This window comes from Nostoc sp. DSM 114160 (assembly GCF_053470305.1).
The window spans coordinates 1270275-1292857 of record NZ_JBPFGO010000003.1 but is presented as its reverse complement, the minus strand read 5'-3'; the positions used below and the strand labels follow the sequence as shown (position 1 = coordinate 1292857).

The window sequence follows — 22583 nt, the reverse complement described above, 5'->3', positions numbered from 1 at the left end:
TTTTCCTCAGTTCCCCTAAAAAAGGAGGACTAAGGGATATGATATGTTTCAAATTTCAAGATAAATTGTTTCAGTTAAGGTAAAGTTACTAATACTTCTGAAACTTCCATTCATTGCTTTGTCTGTCCAATTCGCAAGTTGCTGAATTTGAACCAAACGTCTTGCACAATTCTGATTGTCTATTGTAGAAGAAGAACCACCACACAAGGAGTACTGCAAGGATGGCTAGAGGTACGTATGTTTTATTCATAGAAAATTGCCTCATTACTTGATGAACAGGGGTTGTTGTATCTAAACCGTTCACTGATTAAGGGATAACGTCCGCGTTATGCAAATGACTGTTTTCTAATTCTTGAGCGCGATCGCATTTAGTACTACAATGATTTAATTGCGAATTCATGGTGAATATTCGTCACTTTGAGAAAATGTAGTAAACTATGAGTGCGAAGCACACGCTGCTTTAGAATCTTTACTATTGACCAATCACTTGTCTTTGAGCAATGTAATTATCTAGATTTGCAAAGTAGTTCGTATACTGTAACTCCATAGCGTAGCAAGTAGAATCGGGAATGTAAGGGCTGTTGTAGCAATTTGCTACTACAATATTTGCTTGTCGCAACTGTTCATTTCTCAAGATTATTAATTCTTGCAATGATAGTCTATCAAGTTGTTCGCGTGTAACAGTTTGTGCATTTGCGGACATTTGCATATTAAAAGAAATCCCAATAATTGCTAAAGAAACTAGTGCTTTTTTGACATGATTAAAATGCAAAGCCATAGTGAATGTACCTCATGTTTAGAAAAATCCGATATTAGCAAAAACTAAAGACAAGTCTGCAAAATCAACCAATTTTGATATTTAAGTTGTCTAATGGATTGCTACCAGAGAAAATTGAAGTAAACAGAGTGATTCCAAAACGATTAAGTCCTTTAAAATTAGGATGATTTATTAATCGTTCCTGATAGTTTTTAGATTAAACTGATTTTCAAAAAAAATCCTTCAACTCGTTGCTCATGTAATTGCAGATTTTGACTAAGCAGACTGCATAAAACTGCACTTATAAATGCGCAGAAAATTTCTGTCATGAATTTCCGAGAAGAAAATCACAAATCTCTTCTCTAAATAGCGGTATACTACAAATCAAATTAATTATTTTCATCACATATGATAAAGCGATCGCCACAGCGTCAAGTTATTACTGTGCAACTATCCCCATTGATAACAACACAATCTTTTAATCAAACTGCTGCGGGCGACAAAAAATTTTTTAATCTGTGTTTGAAAATAGTAAGTGCGTGGAGTTTATATGGAATAGCCGCATTTGTTCCAACTCCTGTTTTTGCCCAAAGTGCGATTGCCCCCGACAACACATTAGGATCTGAAAAATCCCAAATTTTAACAAATTTTAACGGGTTCCCAGTTGAAGTAATTACTGGTGGTGCGACTCGTGGAATCAATCTGTTTCATAGCTTCCGAGAATTTAACGTCAGCGAGGGACGGGGAGCTTATTTTTTCAGTCCCAGTGCAGATATTCAGAATATTTTGGCACGGGTAACGGGAGGAAATCGTAGCGAGATTTTGGGAAGATTGGGTATTTTGGGAGAATCAAAACCCAATTTGTTCTTGATGAATCCCAATGGAATTATTTTTGGTCAGGATGCAAGTTTAGATTTACAGGGTTCGTTTGTGGCGACTACAGCTAATGCTATTGGATTTGGGGAGAGAGGAAATTTTAGCGCAACAAATCCCCAAGCTCCAGGTTTATTGACGGTGAATCCGAGTGCATTGTTTTTCAATCAAATCACCCGCAGTGAAATCATCAACCGCAGTCCTCAAATTGGCATACCGGGAAGTTTGTACTTAGTTGGGGGAGATATTACGTTTGACAGTGGTATAGCGGGTTCAACTGAAAATCGTTTGGAATTAGGTGCGGTTGCAGGAACCGGAACTGTTGATTTGATTGGTAGCGGGAATCAAATGCAGTTAGGCTTTTCTGAAGGTATATCAAAAGCGGATATTGTGCTGAAAAATAACTCGTTTGCTGTGACAACTGGAGGAGGTGCGATCGCCATTAATACAGAGAATCTAAATCTTTCTGAGAATAGTTTAGTTGTTTCTGGTGGAACATCAAATGCGTCAGGAAAATCAGGTGATATTAATATTGGAGCGCGTAATATTAGCTTAAATAATCAATCTATAATTAGTTCTGCAAACCTTGGTCAGGGAGAGGCGGGAAAAATTACTTTGACAGTTCAAGATTCTATTTTATTAAGTAACGGAAGCAATATTAACAGTAGTTCTGTGGCATCTACAGTCGGTGGAGTTAACAACTTACCTAGTGGAAATATTGAAATAAAAACAAAAAATCTAGTACTTGATGGTAATAACACTTTTATTAGCTCTTCAAACCTTGATCGCGGTAGTGGTGGTAATATTAGAATTTTTGCAGATGATTCAATTTTATTAAATAATTACGCTTCAATTTCCTCTTCTAGTGATGGTCAAGGCAAAAGTGGAAATATTGATGTAAATACGCGATCGCTTACACTTTCCAATGGTGGAAAAATTGGAACTGACTCATCTGGAGGTGGCGACAGTGGTGATTTACTCGTTAATGCATCAGAATCAATTAATTTGAGTGGAATAGCAACATTAATAAATCCACAAACTGGAGGAGAATTTACTATAGGAAGTGGATTAACGACTAGTGCATTTGCTGCTGGGAGTGGTGGCAAATTAACAATTAATACGCCAAGATTGAGGATTAGGGATGGCGGATATATTACCACTGCTAGCTTTCAATCTGGTCGAGGGGGAGATTTAACTTTAAATATCGGAGATTCGATGGAAGTAGTTGGAGGTTCCCCCAGTGGTTCGAGTACTGTTTCCACTAGCGCAGTTGGTTCTGGGAATTCTGGCAACCTCAAAATTAATACCGATCGATTAAGTATCCGCGATGGAGCAACAATTACAACCTTAGCACGAGGGTCAGGTCAAGCTGGAGAGTTAAGTATAGATGCGAAAAACTCCGTAGAGGTTATTGGAGGTGCCAGTATTATCTCTGCTATTGCTTTTGTTGGAGGTGCAGGAAATATAAAAATTAACACTGGTAGTTTCCATCTTATTAATGGAGGGCAAGTTGCTACTTCAACTTTTGGTAGAGGTAGAGGAGGTAATTTGATAGTCAATGCAAGTAATGCAGTAGAAGTAATAGGGACATCAGGGAATGGTTTTATCAGTAGCTTGAATACTGGTGCAAGCCAAAATTCGAGTGGAGATGCAGGAGACTTGACAATTAATACTCGAAACTTACTAGTTCGCAATGGAGGAATTGTTGTTAGTGCAACACAAGGTGCTGGTAAAGGAGGAGATTTGATTGTCAATGCTTCCGAAAAAGTTGAAGCGATCGGTACATCACCAAATGGTCAAACTTTGAGTGGATTGAGTAGTTCAACAAGAAATTCAACTGGAGATGCAGGAGATTTGACAATTAATACTCCAGATTTGCTTGTGCGTGATGGGGCACAAATTGACGCTAGTACATACGGTAGAGGTAAAGGCGGTAATTTAACTGTTAATGCTGCAAACAAAGTACAACTAATTGGTACATCTGCTGATGGTCGCATTCTCAGTGGTTTGGGAGCTTCTGCTCAAGCTGGTATAACGGGAGATGCAGGAAGTTTAACGGTCAAAACCCAAGATTTACTCGTGCGCGATGGAGCAAGGGTATTTACTGGAACACTTGGTACGGGTAGAGCAGGAAATTTAACAGTCAATGCAAACAATAGTATACAATTGATTGGCGCATCCCTTAGTAACCCGAATTCTGTAAGTGGCTTAGTAGCAGCTTCTTATGTCAATTCCACGGGAGATGCAGGAAATATTGTCGTCAATACCCAAAATTTGCTAGCACGAGATGGGGCACAGGTATTTAATGGTACATTTGGTGCGGGAAAATCGGGAAATTTAACTGTAAATGCTTCACGTCAAATTGAATTAATCGGTAGGGTCTGGCAATAATATTTTTCCCAGTGGTTTAATCGCTTCTGCCGAGCCAAATTCAACTGGAAATGCAGGAGATATGGTAGTTAAAACTCCCCAATTAATTGTAAGGAATGGTGCAGAGGTGTTAGCCAATGCTAAAGGAACGGGTAACGCAGGTATTATGACCCTAGACACCAATACCATCCGTCTCGACAACAAAGCTTCCATCAACGCTAACACCCGCAGCCCAAATAAAGACCCCAACCGTGAACAAGCAACTATCAACCTCAACACCCAAAATTTAACCCTCCGTCGCAACAGCAGCATTACTACCGAGGCCACAGGCGAAAACGTCATTGGTGGTAACATTAACATCGACACTGATTTATTAATCGCCCTCGAAAATAGCCGTATTAGCGCTAACTCAGATAATTCTCGTGGTGGTCGAGTTCAAATCAACGCCCAAGGCGTATTTGTCGGTACTCAACCCAGTGATGTCTCAAAATACATCACAGCCACTTCTGGGGTCGGCTTATCAGGAACTGTTAATGTTAACTCGCCCGACAACAGTTCAATTCAAAATAGCCTTACCGAACTCCCTACAAATGCGATTGACACCAACGCGCTCATTGCTAATAGCTGCGTAGCCCGCGTCAATAAAAAACAAGAAAATAGCTTCATCATTACAGGTGGAGGTGCTTTACCTAACCGTCCCGGTGATATATTAATGTCCAACTATTCTACAGATAGAGTGCGCGGTGTCAATAATGAAAATACATCGCGTCCTTGGAAAAAAGGCGATCCAATTATTGAACCAACTGGTGTATATCGACTCTCAAATGGTCAATTAGTAATGAGTCGAGAATGTCAAAATAATTGATAAAGTATCATCCTACTATAAACGTTACTAAATCGAAGTAAGAATTAGGATGCAGAAACGTTACATATAACGTCTCTGCAAGGATTTTATTATTACGTAAAATTAGTTGGCAGTAACCGCCCAAAGCTAATCTCTTCGAGTTTCATTGTGTTTGTCTTCGTACTATTGTCGTACAAACCAATCTATAAGCTTTATAGCACCGTCGATTATAGCTTTTCTATTTTGTTGTGCTTTTTGTTCCTGTCTATCTGCTTTAAGTTGATCGTTCTCCGATTGTAAGTAGGCCATCTTACCTTTGAGTTGGGAAAGCATAATTATCATCGCAACTATTATCAGACCTAAAATATATGGAAGCCCATTTTCCGCAATTCCCAAAGATGCGATCAGCCAGTGACAGAATGTAGCAATGCCATTGAATAGCCACTGTAAGGAAGTAATTAACCAGTAATATGCTGCGATCGCTACTCTCACTACAACAATATATAGAAAGTAAACTATAGAAGCGATCGCCTGTACACAAATAATACTCCAACTCAATATACTTTCCAACGCACTGACCAGCCAATGTAGGGACATATTAACGAAATCGGTTAAATTTTCCATTGTGTTGAGTTCCTATCTATTTTCATTCAAGCTTGCAATTAGTTTGCTGAAAATATACTTCTAGAGGCTGTATTCTTTATCGAGACTAGCTTCTTTTAGTATGCGATCGCACTTAGCGATACTGATAAACAGTAATATCTCTAAATTACAGAATGGCTTGTTTGAGTTGACATTTGTTTCTTTTTGATTTGAGTAATTTAATTAGCAACTCAATTGTTTTTGCTTTACTTGTAGATTACAGTTATCGGCAAATAAATTCATGCACAATTTCTGCTTATTAATGTGTATAACTTTACTACTTTAACTGCAACTTTATGCACATCAATATTTAATAGCAATAAATAGTTGGGCAAGTTTTTGAAAATTTAAAATACTTAAAAAGGTTGATATTGCAATGAGAAATTAAATCCATTATCTTGCAGAGAGTCACCTTTATTATCGACTCCAAATAGTGGAATTCCGTAGTCTGCGCGTAAATTTAAGCCTTGAAATGGTTGCCATCGCAAGCCTAAACCCAAGCTTGTAAGGGTTTGAGGACTAGGATTACTCATGCGATTATTCCACCCAGTACCAAAATCGAAAAATGGTACTAACTGTAGGGTATTAGTGTTAGATGTCAGGGGAATACGAGCTTCAATAGAGGCAATTATCCCATTGTCAGTAACGACTTGATTCTGGTTATATCCGCGAACTGTTTCAACTCCGCCAATGCTAAATTTTTCTAAAGAAAGTAGAGAGTCACCAGTTAGTTGCGCGTCAATTTTTGCTAGTATAATCGTACGAGGAGATAATTTTTGCACCCATTGAAATTGCCCCAACCAAGTTAAAAATCGCCCGTCTGTGCCTGTATCATTTACTGTTGCGTCGAATGCACCTATACCTATATTAAATTGCGATCGCGCAGCTAAAACCCTATTTGCATCTCGCTGCAACCAATCCTGAGAAAACCGAATTACTGTAACTTTCGATTCTCCTTCTTCGGGGCCTTCAGAAAATGAGAAGGGGATATCATTAAGTAAGAATGTCTGACTGCGACGTAAATCAAATGCTAAACCAAGGGCAAATTCGCTATTGGGAGTACGCTGTAACGGTTGACGAATATTAAATGAAAGGGTACGACTTTCGCTGCGAATATTTAAATCACGAAAGTCGTCTTCAATAATTTTACTATCACTGTTGTTATAACGGACACCAATTGTTCCATCTAAAGCGTTAAAAGGAACATTGTAGCTGAAATCGTAGAGGTTTAACCCTTTAGTAATTCCATATTCAGCGTAGAATCTATCACCAAAACCCAGTAAGTTTTCATGTTCGATGAATACACTTCCTTGTTCAGAACCGATGCTGGAAGATTGGCTATTAGCAACTTCTATTCCAGCGTGAAATGCAGGTGCTTCTTTGAGTTGCAAGCGTAAAATATTGCGCCCAGGAGTACTTCCAGCTGTCAGTTCGGCCTTAACTTGTGCAATTAAAGGGTCAATTTGTAATAATTGCAATGCTTGTTCAAGTCGTTTCTGATTGAGGGGTATCTGCGTAGCGCGAGCAATTCGAGAACGCACATATGCTTCTTGAAGCCTTTGCAGTCCGCTTATTTCTACAGCTTCTAATTCCCCTTCGACTATTTGGATTTTAACTATACCACTATTAAGATTTTGGTTGTTAAGGAGAAATGCCCCACTAGTGATGTAACCTTTTTTGATGTAGCGTTGGGTGATTTGCGATCGCAATTCTAACAACTGCTCGAACCGAATGTATTTATTTTCTAGCGATCGTTTTAATGTAGTGATTTCTTCTTTTAAAACAGTATTGCCGATAATTTGAATTTCTTTCACAAAAAAGCTTTCACTTGTAGGAATTATATCCAATGGATTCTCAGTTGAATTTGGAGATAGAATGGGATTACTAGGAGATGGGGGAGTGTAAATTGGTGATGGGGTCGATTGGGGAATTGTTTGTTCGACTTTACCGGGAGTATTAGGAGGAATAGTTACACCTGATGGAGGTGTAGATTGGGCAAATATTGGATGGGGATTATTAATGCATGAAAAAAATATTAAAACAATAGTTTTAACTCTGAGATATAAATTCATTTTTGTTTTTTGAATTACTTTTTTAATTTTAATTTGAATGGTTATTTGGGGTTGACGAACATAATATCAGTGGCGAGGCTGATTAAGTATAAATTTTACTCTTCTTACTCGAACTTCACCAGTTTTTACCAAGACTTATGCAACTGGGATAAGCAATGGCGTGGCTTTTGGGAGTAGCACAATTGATACAAAACCTTAAAATGCTTGCGGTATCGTCAAATTCGTAGATTAGACTAGAACCACAGGGTAACAATCAAAGGAAGATTATGATGAGCGATCGCGACTATACCTTAATCATTGACAAAAGCGGTAGTATGTCTACACCCGACCAAGTGGGTGGTAGAAGTAGATGGGAAATCGCTCAAGAGTCTACTCTTGCTTTGGCCAGAAAGGCCGAACAGTTTGACCCCGATGGCATCACCGTTTACGTGTTTTCTGGTAGATTTAAACGCTACGATGATGTCACCTCAGCCAAAGTCGCCCAGATATTTCTCGAAAATGACCCTGCTGGCACAACAAATTTAGCTGGTGTACTCCAGGATGCCCTGAATAACTACTTTCAACGCAAAGCAGCTGGTAAAGCCAAGCCAAACGGAGAGACAATTTTAGTGATCACCGATGGTGAACCAGACGATCGCAAAGCTGTGTTTGAAGTCATCATTCATGCTACTCGCCAAATGGAACGTGATGAAGAATTAGGAATTTCGATTATTCAAGTAGGTTCAGATGCCCAAGCAACTAAATTCCTCAAAGCCTTGGATGACCAGTTACAAAGTGTTGGCGCTAAATTTGATATTTGCGATACCGTCACTTTAGACGACTTAGAAGAAATGAGTCTTGTAGATGTATTGACGAACGCCATAACTGACTAATATGTTTGGCGATCGCCCATAGTTCAGTAACTATTAATTCTTAATTGGAGAACCGAATAATGCTAGAAAATCGTGATTATACCTTGATTATTGACAAAAGCGGTAGTATGGCAACCCAAGATCAAAAGGGTGGTAGAACTAGATGGGTTGCAGCCCAAGAATCAACTTTAGCTTTAGCTAGTAAATGTGAGCAATTTGACCCAGATGGCATTACTATCTATGTATTTTCTGGCAAATTTAAGCGATACGAAAATGTCACATCCAGCAAGGTGTCACAAATTTTTCGAGAGAACGATCCCTCTGGTACAACTGACTTAGCAGGTGTGTTAAAACATGCAACTGATGATTACCTTCAACGCAAAGCAGCCGGTCAAACCAAACCAAATGGTGAAACAATTTTAGTAGTTACTGATGGTGAGCCGGACGATCGCAAAGCAGTCATGAGGGTAATTATTGAAGCTTCTCGCCGCATCGATCGAGATGAAGAATTAGCTATTTCTTTTATTCAAGTTGGCACAGATCAACAAGCTACCCGCTTTCTCAAAGTCTTAGATGATGAACTCCAAAGTGCTGGTGCTAAGTTTGATATCTGTGACACCATTACTATGGAAGACATGGAAGATTTGAGTCTATCGGAAGTGCTACTCAATGCTATTAATGACTAGCTATACTATTTTTTAGGAATTGCAAAAATGGATTCCCTTGATAAGCTGTTAGCCCAACTCGAAACTGAATACAAAGAAGTACAACCCCAACCGCAATCAAAATCAGCCACAGCCAAATCGTTTATTCCACCATTGCCCAAGTCGGCATCTTTCATGGATAAACTTTTAGCAGAAGTTCAGGCTGATTTTGCCCAAGAGGATGCTGCTATTGAATTAAAAAAACAGCAAGAACTAGAACAAGAAAGGATTCGACAAGAACAACTCAAAGCTAAACAACTAGAGGCTTTGAAAGTGCAAGCAAAAGAATGGTTATCCAAAGTAGATCCACTTTCATCCGAAGGACTTTGGTTTGAAAGGTTTGCTGAAAGTTACCCTTCAAAATTAGAGGCAGCGATTGAATATTTAAAAAGCAATGAATAAACTTAAAATTCAAAATTTAAAACCCCGTAGATAAATCTGCTCGCTAAAATTGGAAATTAGCAAATTTAATTGAAGTAAGCGCAAATAATTCTACCAATTTGAAAAACGAATCCGACAAATAGACCATTTGTAGAGACGCGATTCATCGCGTCTTTACCCAATGATATATTGCAATCATTAATTGAATTGGTATTAGAAGATGTGTTGGCTGTACCGCATTAGCGTAACGCACCGACAACCTCAAATGGTGAGTTACGAAAGCCATAAATTACCATACATATCAAAGTTAAGTTAGCAATTATTGTTTATTCACTATAATCAATATTATGGTGATTTGTTCTAGCTAAATGCTGGACAGCCCATTCATGCATAGCATAGAGAATTGGTTGCAAAGTTTCTCCTAAAGGCGTTAGTGAATATTCTACCTTGGGTGGAATTTGGGGATAAACTTCTCGATGAATAATACCGTCTTCCTCCATTTCTCTGAGTTGCTGGGTTAGCATCTTTTGCGTAACTCCAGGTAAAGCCCGTTGCAGTTCACCAAAGCGTTTGACACCAGTCATTAATTCTCTAATAATCAAAACCTTCCAGCGTCCGCCAATCACTTTTAGGGTAGTTTCTACTTCACAAGTCAGCCTGAGATGGTTTTCTGCTTCAGCTTTCATAGTTTTTTTATAGGAATAACCAGAAGGAAGGTTTGCTCGGTATTACCGCTAGTTATCTGATTATTACTTGTTTTATGTCTTTCATAATTAGTGTAGCAGCTGCGGGAATATGAAAAGTTTTCACAAGGCTAGACTTGTTCCTGCTTTGCCTGTTGTTAAATAATTGCAACTTCGCAAAGAAGCTTCAAAAATCTCAGATTATGCTAGAGAATATAGAAATCCCTGGCTAACGAAAGTTTGAGCCAGGGGTAGTCGATCGTTAAATACTCAGCATATCTATAGTTACGTAGCTACCAACTCAGAATCAATTTCCGACGGCGCACTATCTTGAACTAGCGATCGCGTTTCGCCGTTACGCTGGAGGATACCGCCAACCATTGCCAACAAAGCATTCACCTTGCGGGTTCGCCACATATCTACGAGGTTTTGCACTTCAGTTGCAGACATCCGACGCATCATCGCTTCGTAGAGATAAGCAGCATGTCCAGTTTCATCTTGAGCAATACTTAGCATTCCTAACTTCAAGTTACGAGCGGTTGGCTCGTTGTCAGGTAATACTTTCGCCATTCGCGCAAAGTCTTTACTAGCATCTAACTCCAGAATATATGTGCTAGCCATAAACACATCCCAGTCAATTACAGCTGGTTTTAGCTGTTCTTGAGTGTAGCCTTCATAGAATGCTGCGAAAAAGGGACTACGCTGTTGTGATTTTTTTGTAGATGTAGTTTGGGGTTGACGCTTAAAATCTATAACTTGTTTATTCAGCTGTTGTAAAGCGTGGGCAAAAATTTGACCATGCCTAGTTTCATCTGATGCATGTTTTGCTAGTTTTTCGGCTAGCCATGTATCGCCTTCAGCAGCTGCGCGATCGCTAAGTGCGGATAAAAATGGCACAGAGCCAGATTCCGCCAACTGAAACCCCGCAAGGATGTTGGGGGACGGGTTTTAGAATCACGAATTTGAGCAGCAGAGTAATAGGCAAAGACACCTGAACCAGCTAGATGCAGAAGGTTAGTCAAGAAGTTCATCAGAAATTCCCGCCGACAATTGGAAGGTTACAATTCTTATACTAATCCGCATTTTCTATTCCTTTGCCGCCAGAGGGTTTTATAATTTTGAATTGCCTGTGGGAGTATCTCAACAGTTAACAAATATATCTTTTCATTTTGTTAGTATCATCCCACAGAGATAATTTGGTAATTTTGGATGGAGAAATTAATTAAACCAGTGCGATTTTGGCTTTGTGCAACTATCATAATTTTAAATTTGATGGGCTGCGATCGCCTTATCGGGAATTCTGGAGAACCAGTTGAGCGAGTCAGTGATGGCGATACTTTAGTAGTAAAAGATGCTGATGGTAAAAATCTGACAGTCCGCTTTGCTTGTGTAGACGCGCCAGAAATAGCTCATACTAACAAAGAAAAGCAGAGTAAACGTACTAGCGATCGCAATCAATTTACTTGGGGTGTAAAAGCTCAAGAACGGGTGCAACAACTGGTGCAACAAGGAGGCTCGCGCGTAACTTTGAATATCACCGATAGCGATCGTTATGGACGCAAAATTGCCGAAGTCCGTTTAAAAAATGGTACTTTTGTGCAACAGGTATTGTTGCAAGAAGGTTTAGCAAAAGTCTATCGTCCCTATTTAAACAAGTGTCCTAGTAAAGATTTAGTTCAACAAGCCGAAGCTAAGGCTAAGGAGCAACGGCTCGGCGTTTGGAGCGATACTAAATTTATAAATCCTTGGGAATATCGCAGTCTATATAAGAAGTAGAAACTCGGCATTGCATATTTGCGCAATAAATTAGCAACTTTCTTTCATTCCCCCCTGCCTCCCCTGCTCCTCTGCCTCCCCTGCTCCCCTGCCTCCCCTACTCCTCTCCCCAAGTTTGCAGTTGCAAATAAACTAGTACCAGCGTCACTGCTAATAATACAGTCGCTCCTGCTGCTGCATAACCAAAATCAAATTGACCAAAAGCCTCTTGGTAAATGTAGTAAACCAGCAGATTAGTTGAATTTAGTGGCCCACCGCCAGTCATCACAAAAACTTGCTCAAAACTCCGCAATGTAAAAATTGCGGTAGTAATGACTGCAAATATTATAGTCGGGCGCAATCCAGGTAAAGTAATATACCAAAATTGTTGCCAAGCATTTGCTCCATCTAAGTCTGCTGCTTCATAACGACTGGGAGGAATTGCTTGCAACCCTGCTAAAAAAACTACCATATTGAAACCCAGTTGTTTCCAAATACTCATTAAAATAATTACCGGCATTGCCCAAAATGTGTCTCCTAGCCAAGGTATTTCTGAAATGCCAAAAAAATCTAAAAGTCCGTTAACTGGCCCTGATGTCTGAAACAGCCAGCGAAATCCCAAACCCGCTGCCACAATTGAAATAATTGAGGGTAAAAAATAAGTACTTCGCAGGATGCCCCGCAAGGGAATGGAGCGGTTTAATAGTATTGCCAATGCTAAGGAGATAACTAAACTAGGAATGATGGTGGCAACGGTAAAATAGAAGGTGTTACCTAGAACTTGCAAGAAGTCGGGGTTGAGTAGCAAGCGCCAATAGTTTTTTAAGCCTATCCAATAAATACCTTTTAAGGTGAAACTACCAGCAGTGAAACTGAGATAGAACAAATAGGCAATCGGCCAAATGATAAAAATACCCAGCAAAATTAATGCTGGTGTGAGAAAAATCCACGCGGCTACTGTATCATTATCCAACCACGACTTAGTATATATTTTTGGCATCTATAATTTTCCCTCTTAGCTGTTTATGACCCTGTGCCCTGATTCTACCCTTAGCTTGGTGTCTCCCAGTATTAGCGATGTGTATCAACAAGTCGCTCCTTTAAAACTGGGAATTATGGCTTCTGGAAATGGCAGCAATTTTGATGTAGTTGCCCAAGCTATCGAAGATGGGCGGCTAAATGCCCAAATTCAAGTTTTAATTTACAATAACCCCTCGGCGAGAGCAGCCGTCAGAGCAGCGAATAGAGGTGTAGAAACTGTTTTATTAAATCACCGCAACTATCAAAACCGAGAAGAGTTTGACGAAAAAATTGTGCAGACATTGCGGCACTACGATGTAGAATGGGTGATTTTGGCAGGGTGGATGCGACTATTAACGTCAGTTTTCATTGATGCTTTTCCTGAGAAGATTATCAATATCCATCCTAGTTTGTTACCTAGTTTCAAAGGAATCCATGCTGTAGAACAAGCCTTGGCATCTGGGGTAAAAATCACTGGTTGTACAGTGCATATAGCTTGCTTAGAAATGGATAGCGGTCCAATATTAATGCAAGCCGCAGTACCAGTACTGCCGGATGATACAGCAGAAACACTCCACGCCAGGATTCAAATTCAGGAACATCGAATTTTACCATTAGCGATCGCTCTAGCAGCTTCGTCAAAAGTTACACTAAGCGTAACGTAAAAATACATATATCAATTCAGGCGCACAGCTAGCTGCGCGCCTTTACTATTCCTCAGAGTTAGCTTCAGCAGTTTGATACGCTTGTAGGAGCCTAGCATGATCGAGAGTAAATCCGACTTGCATCGCTATCTGGGCAAATAAATCAATCTCAGATTGTTGCCAATCGCGGGGTTCAGAACACTGATGTGCAATTAACAAGCCAAATAGCTGCTCATCTTTGATAATTGGTGCTACTAAATTTGCTTTCACACCAAAAGATTCGAGCAGTTTAATGTGACAATCAGCCAAACTAGACTCATAAATGTTGTTGATTGCGACAACGCGACCAGATTGGTACTTTTCTACATAACTTTCAGTAAAACAAGGGTCGTGAATTTTAGACCGCAAAACTTTGGGATAACCCGGAAGCACTGATTCAGCAATAATAATTCCGAACCAATTAGCGTAAAAGCTATAAATCAAAACTCGGTCAGTACTAAGTGCTTTGCGAACCTCTTCCACAGTAGTTTTGATGATATCCTCTTCCTTGAGGGATTGGCGAATGCTGCGGATAATATCCACTAGTAACTGACTTCGCATTCTTTCTGCTTCGATTCTTTGCAGGAGTCTTGCATGGTCGAGAGCAAATCCGACTTGCATCGCTATCTGACCAAATAAATCAATTTCAGTTTGTTGCCAATCGCGGGGTTTGGAGCATTGATGTGCAATTAACAAGCCAAATAGCTGTTCATCTTTAATAATGGGGGCTACTAAATTTGCTTTCACAGCAAAGGATTCGAGCAGGTGAATGTGACAATCAGCTAAACCTGCTTCATAAATGTTGTTGATTGCCAGAACGCGACCAGACTGATACTCTTCTACATAGCCTTGACCGAAACATGGGTCTTGGATTTCAGCTCGTAAAACTTTTGGGTAGGTGAGAACAACTGATTCAGCAATCACTGTTCCAGACCAATTACCATCAAAGCTATAAACCATCACTCGGTCAGCACTCAGAGCTTTGCGAACCTCTTCCACAGTGGTTTTGAGGACATCCTCTTCGTTGAGTGATTGGCGAATAATGCCGATAGTATCTGCTAACAACTGACTTTGCACACCCTCAGCCTCGATTCGTTGCAGGAGTCTTGCATGGTCGAGAGCAAACCCGACTTGCATCGCTATCTGAGCAAATAAATCAATCTCAGATTGTTGCCAATCACGGGGGTCTGGAGCAATGATGGGCAATTAATAAGCCAAATAATTGTTCATCTTTGAGAATTGGGGCGACCAAATTTGCTTTCACAGCAAAGGATTCGAGCAGGCTAATGTGACAATCAGCCAAACCTGCTTCATAAATGTTGTTTGTGGCTACAACGCGACCAGACTGATACTTTTCTACATAACCCTGACCGAAACAGATGTCTTGAATTTCAGACCGCAAAACTTTGGGATAACCTGGAACCACTGATTCAGCAATGATAATTCCAGACCAATTAGGGTAAAAGGTATAAACCAGTACTCGATCGGTACTTAAAGCTTTGCGAACCTCTTCCACCGTCGTTTTGAGGACATCCTCTTCGTTGAGCGATTGGCGAATGCTGCGGGTAATTTCGATAAATACTTGAGCTTTATCTGCCTTAGTATCTACTTTTTGTAGAAGGTTGCCGTAGTCAAGGGCAAATCCTACTTGCATGGCTATCTGAGAGAACAAATCAATCTCAGATTGTTGCCAAGAGCGAATTCTAGAACATTGATGTGCAATCAACAAACCGAATAGCTGTTTGCCTTTGAGAATAGGTGCGACTAAATTAGATTTGACAGCAAATTGCTCCAGGAACTCAATATCAGCATCACTGAGATCGGCTTGATGGATATTATCAATAGCATGGATGCTACCATTCTGATATTTGTCTATATACCCTGCCTCAAATCCCGGCTCAAAGACTGTAAACCCTAATATTTTTGGTAAACCAGGTGCTACTGATTCGGCGATAAAGGTTCCAGTTCCATTATAGTTGGAGTCGAAGCAAAAGATGGTAACGCGATCGATGCTTAAAGCTTTACGAATTTCTTCTGAGGTAGTTTTGAGAACATCTTCTTGATTGAATGATTCTCGAACCCAACGGGTAATTTTGATTAATATTTGGGAATAATCGGCTTCGGCTTCTTTGTCTTGTACCAAAACCGAAAGCAGGTCTGTGAATAAGGTAATGTTTCTCTCTAACATCACTAATTCATCTTGGCTAGCGATGAAGACTTGAGTAAACTCGCTGTCTGGACGTAGCCTCTTTTTAATATTATTAGAAATTGTAGCTGCCTTGCTGACTCGACTCATAACTCGATTCGTCACAAAAACAGCGATCGCACCTGCTACAATTGCTGTCACCCCCATACCAGTTAACAAGAGTGACAATTGTCTTTGTAGAGCAAGTTCAGTTTCTGTTGAACTTTCTGTATTCTCTTGTCTGATTTGCGGAGTTTGTATGTTAATTAAATTAATCCCATAGTTGTAAGTAGCTGTTCCAATTGCAACTACAGGAAGGACACTGATACTTAGTGCCCAAATTATTGCTTTAGTCTTTAAACTCCATTTTTGTTGCCAGAGTCTCTGTTGACGATTTCGTCTTGCTTGGTTTTGAGAAAAAGACTGACTCATAAATGAAACCTGGATTGCTGCAAGTGAGAATCAAGTAAATAACCTCACCACCAAATTCTACATAAAACTTATAAAACAAGGACTGGCTTTCAGGAGTATTTTAAGGCACTAATCTTCTAGGTCATGTCCCATAATGCTTTTGTTTGCTTAAAATTCAAAAAAATTGGGTCTGATTAACAGGTTTGTCAACAATTTTATCGCGATCGCTTGGTTGTAATGCCTTATTTTCTCATTAGGAGTTGTAGTTTGCTGGCAAGGCAGCCAAACAATCTTTATTTTTTAACAAGGTTTACAGACTTCTCACAGTTGCCTTTACCCGTAGTATCCTTTTTGCTTGATTACTGACAGCAGTTTTCAAGTAGATCAGATCGAGAGTGCTGTACATGGATAGCGGGGCGTTGAGCCAGTGCTGAGTTAGGAGTTAGGAGTTAAGAGTTAAGAGTTAAGAGTTAAGAGTTAGCAGTTAGGAGTTTTGTTTATCTCCTTGTCCCCTTGTCCCCTCACTCCCTCACTCCCGGTTGGTGAGCGCAGTCGAACCACATCTCCCTGCCCCCTGCCCTCTATAGCCTAATCTGCAATCAACTCTACTGCATCTCGTCCATCACTATTTTGTAAGTAAACTTTGACAATTTCTTCTTTAGCTGTAGGCAACCTCTTGCCAATAAAATCTGGGTGAATTGGCAATTCTCGATGGCCTCTGTCTACTAACACAGCTAAACGAATCACCTCTGGCCTACCGTAATCGTTGACTGCGTTCAAAGCCGCGCGAATCGTCCGTCCTTTGAAAATCACATCATCCACCAGTACAACCGTTTTCCCCGTAAGATCGAAAGGAATTTCGCTTTTCGTTGGAGTCCGCAATCCAATTTTGTCGAGGTCATCTCGATAAAATGTAATGTCCAAAGCACCCACTGACACTGCTACACCTTCTAGCGTCTCAATCTGACGCGCCAATAATTCGGCTAATAACGCACCCCTGGTATAAATACCAAGAAGCACCAGTTGAGACAAATCACGCGTCCTTTCGACAATTTGAGAAGCAAGACGAGTCAAGGTACGACGGATTTCTTCTGATGAGAGAATTTCAACTACTTTGGCAGACATAGCGAGTGATAAGTTAGGAGTGATAAGTTAAGAGTTAGGAGTTTTTATTCTTAACTCCTGTACAGACGCGATTAATCGCGTCTCTAACTCCTAACTTTATATTTCTCATTACCTATTTGGGAACATTAAGAATATTGCGATCGCTATCCCTAACCATAGCAAAAAACAATATCGAGTCAGCTGTAAAGCATTCTGAATAGAAGTTGCAGTAATGGCATAAAGAGCATCTCCTAGCAGTGGTTTGTACTTAGCTACCCCCCGATACCAATTTGTACCCCCCATCTGCACGCCTAAAAATGCAGCATAGGCGCACTCACTCCAGCCAGAATTGGGACTAGGATCTTTAATTGCATCCCGACGACAAATTTGCCAAATATGCATCGGTTTACCTGATAGCAGCGCCACAGTCACGACTGTTAACCGACAAGGTAGCCAAGTCAAATAATCTTCTAACCGCGCACAAAACCACCCTAAATAAGTATAGGGTGCTTCCCGATAGCCCACCATTGAATCAAGGGTACTGCTGGCTTTATATGCTAAAGCTAAAGGAGTTGGCCCCACAACTGGTATAAAAACACCAACAATTGCATAAAAAAGCGGAGCCATTACCCCATCGGTGGCATTTTCTGCAACCGTTTCTAAAACAGCTCGGTAAATTTCTGCTTGTGAGAGGTTTTGGGTATCTCGACCAACGTAATTACTTAAAATCTTTCGAGCCTTCTCTAAATCTCCGACTGTTAAAGGTTGTAAAACAGCCTCCGCTGCTACTCGCAAACTTTTGCCAGCAAAACAACTAGCCAAAAGAATGCTATCTATGGCAATTCCTAAAAGTGGATGAACCCATCTGGCAATTTGAATCATCAAAAAGCCAACAAGACCGCTACCAATTATCAAGATAATGCCTAGTACAATTCCAGCTAGGCGTTGTGTTAGAGAATTTTGACAGAAGTGGAGAAAAAATTTGGTCAGGCGAGAAATTACCCACCCCATAACTTGTACTGGATGAGGCCAATCCCAAGGATCGCCAATTAAGTAATCTAAAAATGCTGCAATTATTAAGATATAGATATTATTAGTCATAGTCACGAGTCTTGGGTTAAAAGTCAAGGGTCAATATTTAGACCTAGCGATTTTAGATTTTAGATTTTAGATTGTTTCGGTTCATGCCCCGCCCGTTCGCGTAGCGTCTCGTAGAGAAGTCAAGCGGAATAAATTCAAAATCCAAAATCCAAAATCTTCAAGCCTTGTCCCCTACTTCGACTACGCTCAGTACAAGTTGTCGGCGAGGTTAATCCAAAAGACGCTCTCTACGAGACGCTCTTGCTAGCTTGCTTCCCTGTAAGGGTACGCGGACTCGCTTGCCGCCGACACTATCGCAAATCCAAAATCTAAAATTGGTTGACTATTGACCGGAGGCGGAGCGTCTTTGCTTTGCTCTTGACTAAACCACAAAACTAGCTTCTTCTCCAAGGGAAGCTTGCCGACTGCGAGCATCGTAATAAAGGTCTGCCAGGGTAATACTGTATAAAGCTTCTTTGAGCTTTTGGTTGAGTCTGTGCCAGAGGCTAAACGTTACCCAATCTTCAGCTTGTGTCGGTGCTGGGGTGTGATGAGGTAAATGGCTAGTCTCGCCAACAGCTTCTAAAATTTCTCCTATAGATATTTGTGCAGGCTCTCTTGCCAATTGATATCCGCCGATGCTACCACGAATTGATTTAACTATTGACGCACGACGCATTTCTATTAGTAGTTTTTCGAGGTAAGGAGCGGGGATATCTTGGCGTTTTGCGATCGCTCTCACAGATGCAGGCCCATATCTTGGCTGTAAACTTAAATCTAGCAACGCCTTTACACTATAGTGTCCTCTGGTAGTTAATTTCATTTTGGCAAGTTTTGTTGTTTGTCCTTTGTCTTTGTTGGCACTGCATCTCCCTGAAAAGAAATTCTGATGGTCGGCTTCCGACTCTGAGACTTCTTTAGTTTGTCGTTTCTAAATAACCAATGACTAATTACCATTGACCAATCACTAAGGATCAGTTTTGCTTATCATTTTGTGACTCAGTTCTCATCCTTCAGAAATAGAAAACCTCTTGAGGTTAGTTTAGAAAACTTAAAACTTATATGGTCTAGCAGTAATTCACAAACTATATATATAGTTAAGTTATCAGCATTGCCAGCATTTTCTAAAATAGATTGTCTTGCCAATATTGGTAATGGCATAACAATTGTGCATCTGAGTGTAATATACTTGGCTAGGTTGAGATAAAAACTAAAGGATTATGTTCCTGTTAGCTCAACCTCAGCTAAAATAAAATCGATTCAAACACTTCAAACATTCATTTTCGACCTAAGTTGATGCCTAAACAGAAAAAAATTGAACCCTTACTCGGCGAAGAACTGCTCAAAAAAGTCAAAGAGCTAGAGAACGAGAGCAAAGAAGACAAAGCTAAGAAGTGCGGCTACTATACCGTTACCAAAAATGGTATAGAGCGCGTCAATATGATGAAGTTCTTAAATGCCCTAATTGATGCTGAAGGCATTCAGTTAGACAGTACACCCAGTGCTAATGGGCGTGGTGGACGTAGTGCTAGCTATAGAATTAGTGTGCAATCGAATGGTAACTTACTGATAGGTTCAGCTTATACAAAACAGATGAATCTTCAACCAGGAGATGAGTTTCTGATCACTTTAGGCAAAAAGCACATTCGTCTGAGACAGGTAGATCCAGAAGATCGTGAAGATGATGAAGCCATAGAAGCCACGGCTTAATAAATGGTCATTAGTCAATTCTCCTTTGTCATTTGTCACTTGTACTGAGCGAAGCCGTTGGCGCAGCCTCTCGTAGAGAAGTATTTGTCTTTTGTGAAAAACAATGACTATAAACAGTCATTAGTCAAGCGTCCTTTGTGAAAAATAATGACTAATGACTAATGACCAATGACCAATGACTAATGACTAATGACTATATCTGTAGTAGGTAAGACTGGTAAATAGTGGCGAAGTGCCTTGCGCGTAACTGCTAAATTACAGGTTAATGCAATTTGCTCTTTTTCTAATAAACCCAAAATGCGATCGGGTTTGTCTCGTGCTACCACTGGTAATTGATGTAGACCTCGAAGACTCATCCGGTCTAAAGCCTCAGATAAAAGTTCATCTTGCCATGCATAGAGAATTTCAGTAGTACAAATGTCTATGAGGGTTTGACTAGATAAATTATCGGGAATTTCGGTTAGGGGATTTGGATATGTTTGCCAAATAGCAAGGGCACGGTTAATATCTTCCAAAGAAAGTATACCAACTAATTGCTCTGCTTGATCGAATACTAAAGCACTACGAACGCGATCGCGGGTCATTTCCACAGCAGCATCTAATACTCCCAAAGTTGCAGGTAACTTTTTGGGACAAGGGTACATGGCATCTTCTACCAAAATTTGCTGCACAATTTCCGATTGTTCATCTTTCAATTCCGAAAGACCAATTTGTTGTAGATTAGAGTTAGAGTTAAAAGTTGGTTTAATCCTTTCTACTAGCCAAACACTTAAACCCACAGCTGCCATCAACGGTAAAACAATTCGATAGTCGCGGGTTAATTCAAACAGCATTAAAATAGCCGTTAACGGCGCTCTCACACTAGCAGCTAATACTGCTGCCATTCCCACCATTGCATAAGCTGGGGGAGCCGCCATTTGATCGCAAATTGTCGGGAATGCTACAGCCAACATTTTGGCGTAAGCCGATCCAAAAGAAGCACCTAAAAACATTGCTGGTGCGAACAAACCACCAATGAAACCACTACCTGCACTAATTGCAGTCATCAATAATTTCACCACCAACAACGCCACCAATAAATAGAGTGGAAACTCCACATCTTGAAGCATTGCTTCTACAGTTTCATAACCAACGCCTAGAATTTGCGGAAAGTGTAAAGCAACAGCGCCAATAATCGCACCGCCAATAATTGGATGAATCGGCTCAGGAATTCGTCCCAAAAAGGCAAAACCTGGAACCTTCCCAGCAAAGCAAGCTTTTGCCAAACGAATTAATTGAGTATAAGCCAGAGAAACTAGGCTGGCCCCTAAACCTAAGCCAAGGTAAAGAGGTAATTCCAAAGGACTGCGAACCTGGTAAACAGGTAAATCAAAAGCAGGTTGGGCCCCCAAACCAATTTGGGCAATTAATGCTGCTACCACCGCAGCTAAGAGTACCACACTGACAGCAGAAGTAGCAAAAGATGTCGCTCCCATCACCACCTCTAGAGCAAAAAATACTCCAGCGATGGGAGCATTAAATCCCGCCGCCAGCCCCGCCGCCGCGCCAGCACCCAACAGCAAACGTTGTCGTTCCTGAGATACATTTAGGATCACAGATAACAACATCCCAAAATTTGCGCCAATTTCGACACTCGGCCCTTCTGGCCCCAAAGAAGCACCGCTCCCCAAAGTAACAGATGCAGCCAGCATTTTGGTAACTGGTCTTAGTGGTCGCTTAATCTCTGTTCCCTGAGAAGCGGCGATGAGAGATGAAAGTCCAGGCCCAAAGTCTTGAGTACGCCAGCGCATCAAGCCAACAATTAATCCGCCAAGGGTGGGAACGCAGGCTAAAGTCCATGCACCCCAGGCCCCAATTTGACCCATTAAATTTTCCAGCATCAACTGGTGAACCAACTGGATTAAATAGTGAAAGGTGACTACACCCATACCAGTACCACCGCCAATGAGCATGGCTAAAAACAGCACAACTGTTTCTGGGGATGGTTGAAAACGATTAATTAAGTGAGCTAAACGAGCGGAAGGTGTAGGAAAGGCAGGTTGTTCCGTTACCTTCCTCAGTTGAGTGGGAGGCAAGAGAGTCATTGAGAGGCGGGGTAAATGTAAGAAAAAATTTAAATTTTTATCTGTTATTTATCATTGTGAGCCATTATTTAGCAACCGGACAAGTAGACTTTATTTGCTTAACTTACAAAGCTTTAGCGAAAAATGTCATTGTGCAAAATTTGTGTGGGGAGAACGGTTAAATGAGAGAGAATTATTATTTAGGGGTCAGCAATGCCTAAGTTGGGCGTAGCTGCGGCTAATAGAGTGCGAACGAGCACCAACACTATTTTTTCTAGAGACAACAAAGTTTTTTCGATTGGGTGGACATATCCGTAAACATTAACCATGAGTCATCCTTGTTTAAATCTAGCTATACTCGTGTTGCGACTATTGAGGCATCCTTGGTAGTAATA

Annotated in this window: 20 protein-coding genes and 1 pseudogene; 8 read left to right on the top strand and 13 right to left on the bottom strand. The window is 40.5% G+C overall.

Going from position 1 to position 22583, the window contains the following annotated elements:
• Positions 1-472: 472 nt before the first annotated feature.
• The gene (locus tag NSTCB13_RS31015; RefSeq protein ID WP_448274865.1) at positions 473-778 is read right to left on the bottom strand and encodes a hypothetical protein; all 306 of its coding nucleotides are present in this window, start codon (positions 776-778) and stop codon (positions 473-475) included.
• 387 nt (positions 779-1165) lie between these two features.
• On the opposite strand from NSTCB13_RS31015, the gene NSTCB13_RS31010 reads away from it, so the two are divergent.
• Both NSTCB13_RS31010 and NSTCB13_RS31005 read left to right on the top strand, forming a co-directional pair.
• Positions 1166-4021, top strand: a complete 2856-nt coding sequence (locus NSTCB13_RS31010) for a two-partner secretion domain-containing protein (RefSeq protein ID WP_448274863.1) — start codon at positions 1166-1168, stop codon at positions 4019-4021.
• A gap of 61 nt (positions 4022-4082) precedes the next feature.
• On the top strand, positions 4083-4865 hold the full coding sequence (locus tag NSTCB13_RS31005) for an S-layer family protein (RefSeq protein WP_448274861.1): 783 nt from the start codon (positions 4083-4085) through the stop codon (positions 4863-4865).
• Between the two features lie 162 nt (positions 4866-5027).
• On the opposite strand, the gene NSTCB13_RS31000 is transcribed toward NSTCB13_RS31005, so the two are convergent.
• Positions 5028-5468: a hypothetical protein gene (locus NSTCB13_RS31000; protein ID WP_445626682.1), complete on the bottom strand. Its 441-nt coding sequence runs from the start codon at positions 5466-5468 to the stop codon at positions 5028-5030.
• Positions 5469-5842: 374 nt separating this feature from the next.
• Positions 5843-7558, bottom strand: coding sequence for a ShlB/FhaC/HecB family hemolysin secretion/activation protein (locus NSTCB13_RS30995; RefSeq protein WP_448274859.1), 1716 nt, complete (start codon positions 7556-7558; stop codon positions 5843-5845).
• A gap of 266 nt (positions 7559-7824) precedes the next feature.
• Here NSTCB13_RS30995 and NSTCB13_RS30990 point away from each other — a divergent pair, with 266 nt between their 5' ends.
• Genes NSTCB13_RS30990 through NSTCB13_RS30980 form a run of 3 tightly spaced genes read left to right on the top strand, consistent with a single transcriptional unit; the run spans position 7825 to position 9515 of the window.
• Positions 7825-8430: a vWA domain-containing protein gene (locus NSTCB13_RS30990; RefSeq protein WP_448274858.1), complete on the top strand. Its 606-nt coding sequence runs from the start codon at positions 7825-7827 to the stop codon at positions 8428-8430.
• A gap of 59 nt (positions 8431-8489) precedes the next feature.
• Positions 8490-9095, top strand: coding sequence for a vWA domain-containing protein (locus tag NSTCB13_RS30985; RefSeq protein ID WP_104909152.1), 606 nt, complete (start codon positions 8490-8492; stop codon positions 9093-9095).
• A gap of 27 nt (positions 9096-9122) precedes the next feature.
• Positions 9123-9515 (top strand): salt stress protein, Slr1339 family, encoded by a 393-nt coding sequence (locus tag NSTCB13_RS30980; RefSeq protein ID WP_448274856.1) that lies wholly within the window; start codon positions 9123-9125, stop codon positions 9513-9515.
• A 305-nt stretch (positions 9516-9820) separates the two neighbouring features.
• Here NSTCB13_RS30980 and NSTCB13_RS30975 read toward each other — a convergent pair whose 3' ends face one another.
• On the bottom strand, positions 9821-10180 hold the full coding sequence (locus tag NSTCB13_RS30975; protein ID WP_448274855.1) for a winged helix-turn-helix transcriptional regulator: 360 nt from the start codon (positions 10178-10180) through the stop codon (positions 9821-9823).
• 282 nt (positions 10181-10462) lie between these two features.
• Positions 10463-11208: pseudogene (locus NSTCB13_RS30970) on the bottom strand (ferritin-like domain-containing protein).
• Between the two features lie 178 nt (positions 11209-11386).
• On the opposite strand from NSTCB13_RS30970, the gene NSTCB13_RS30965 reads away from it, so the two are divergent.
• Entirely contained in the window at positions 11387-11953 is a 567-nt protein-coding gene (locus NSTCB13_RS30965; protein WP_448274853.1) for a thermonuclease family protein, read from the top strand.
• Between the two features lie 97 nt (positions 11954-12050).
• Here NSTCB13_RS30965 and NSTCB13_RS30960 read toward each other — a convergent pair whose 3' ends face one another.
• Entirely contained in the window at positions 12051-12932 is an 882-nt protein-coding gene (locus NSTCB13_RS30960) for a carbohydrate ABC transporter permease (protein ID WP_448274851.1), read from the bottom strand.
• Positions 12933-12957: 25 nt separating this feature from the next.
• Between NSTCB13_RS30960 and purN the strand changes: the two genes are divergently transcribed.
• A complete protein-coding gene (gene purN, locus NSTCB13_RS30955; RefSeq protein ID WP_448266425.1) occupies positions 12958-13617 on the top strand; it encodes a phosphoribosylglycinamide formyltransferase in 660 nt (219 codons plus the stop codon).
• 45 nt (positions 13618-13662) lie between these two features.
• On the opposite strand, the gene NSTCB13_RS30950 is transcribed toward purN, so the two are convergent.
• The 5 genes from NSTCB13_RS30950 to NSTCB13_RS30930 form a co-directional block, all read right to left on the bottom strand.
• A complete protein-coding gene (locus tag NSTCB13_RS30950) occupies positions 13663-14841 on the bottom strand; it encodes a GAF domain-containing protein (protein ID WP_448274850.1) in 1179 nt (392 codons plus the stop codon).
• Positions 14813-16252 carry a GAF domain-containing protein gene (locus NSTCB13_RS30945; protein WP_448274849.1) on the bottom strand — a complete coding sequence of 480 codons (1440 nt, stop codon included), beginning with the start codon at positions 16250-16252 and terminating at the stop codon, positions 14813-14815. The genes NSTCB13_RS30950 and NSTCB13_RS30945 overlap by 29 nt, the downstream gene beginning before the upstream one ends.
• Positions 16253-16819: 567 nt before the next feature.
• Complete coding sequence (gene pyrR / locus NSTCB13_RS30940) at positions 16820-17356, bottom strand: bifunctional pyr operon transcriptional regulator/uracil phosphoribosyltransferase PyrR (RefSeq protein WP_445626691.1); 537 nt, start codon at positions 17354-17356, stop codon at positions 16820-16822.
• A 108-nt stretch (positions 17357-17464) separates the two neighbouring features.
• Positions 17465-18436 (bottom strand): adenosylcobinamide-phosphate synthase CbiB, encoded by a 972-nt coding sequence (gene cbiB / locus NSTCB13_RS30935; protein WP_448275045.1) that lies wholly within the window; start codon positions 18434-18436, stop codon positions 17465-17467.
• A 361-nt stretch (positions 18437-18797) separates the two neighbouring features.
• Entirely contained in the window at positions 18798-19238 is a 441-nt protein-coding gene (locus NSTCB13_RS30930) for an Rrf2 family transcriptional regulator (RefSeq protein WP_445626693.1), read from the bottom strand.
• A 473-nt stretch (positions 19239-19711) separates the two neighbouring features.
• Here NSTCB13_RS30930 and NSTCB13_RS30925 point away from each other — a divergent pair, with 473 nt between their 5' ends.
• Complete coding sequence (locus NSTCB13_RS30925; protein ID WP_322696373.1) at positions 19712-20125, top strand: AbrB family transcriptional regulator; 414 nt, start codon at positions 19712-19714, stop codon at positions 20123-20125.
• A 179-nt stretch (positions 20126-20304) separates the two neighbouring features.
• Here NSTCB13_RS30925 and NSTCB13_RS30920 read toward each other — a convergent pair whose 3' ends face one another.
• Together NSTCB13_RS30920 and NSTCB13_RS30915 are read right to left on the bottom strand one after the other, a co-directional pair.
• Positions 20305-22209 (bottom strand): chloride channel protein, encoded by a 1905-nt coding sequence (locus NSTCB13_RS30920; protein WP_445626694.1) that lies wholly within the window; start codon positions 22207-22209, stop codon positions 20305-20307.
• 179 nt (positions 22210-22388) lie between these two features.
• Entirely contained in the window at positions 22389-22517 is a 129-nt protein-coding gene (locus tag NSTCB13_RS30915) for a hypothetical protein (protein ID WP_445626695.1), read from the bottom strand.
• Positions 22518-22583: the final 66 nt, after the last annotated feature.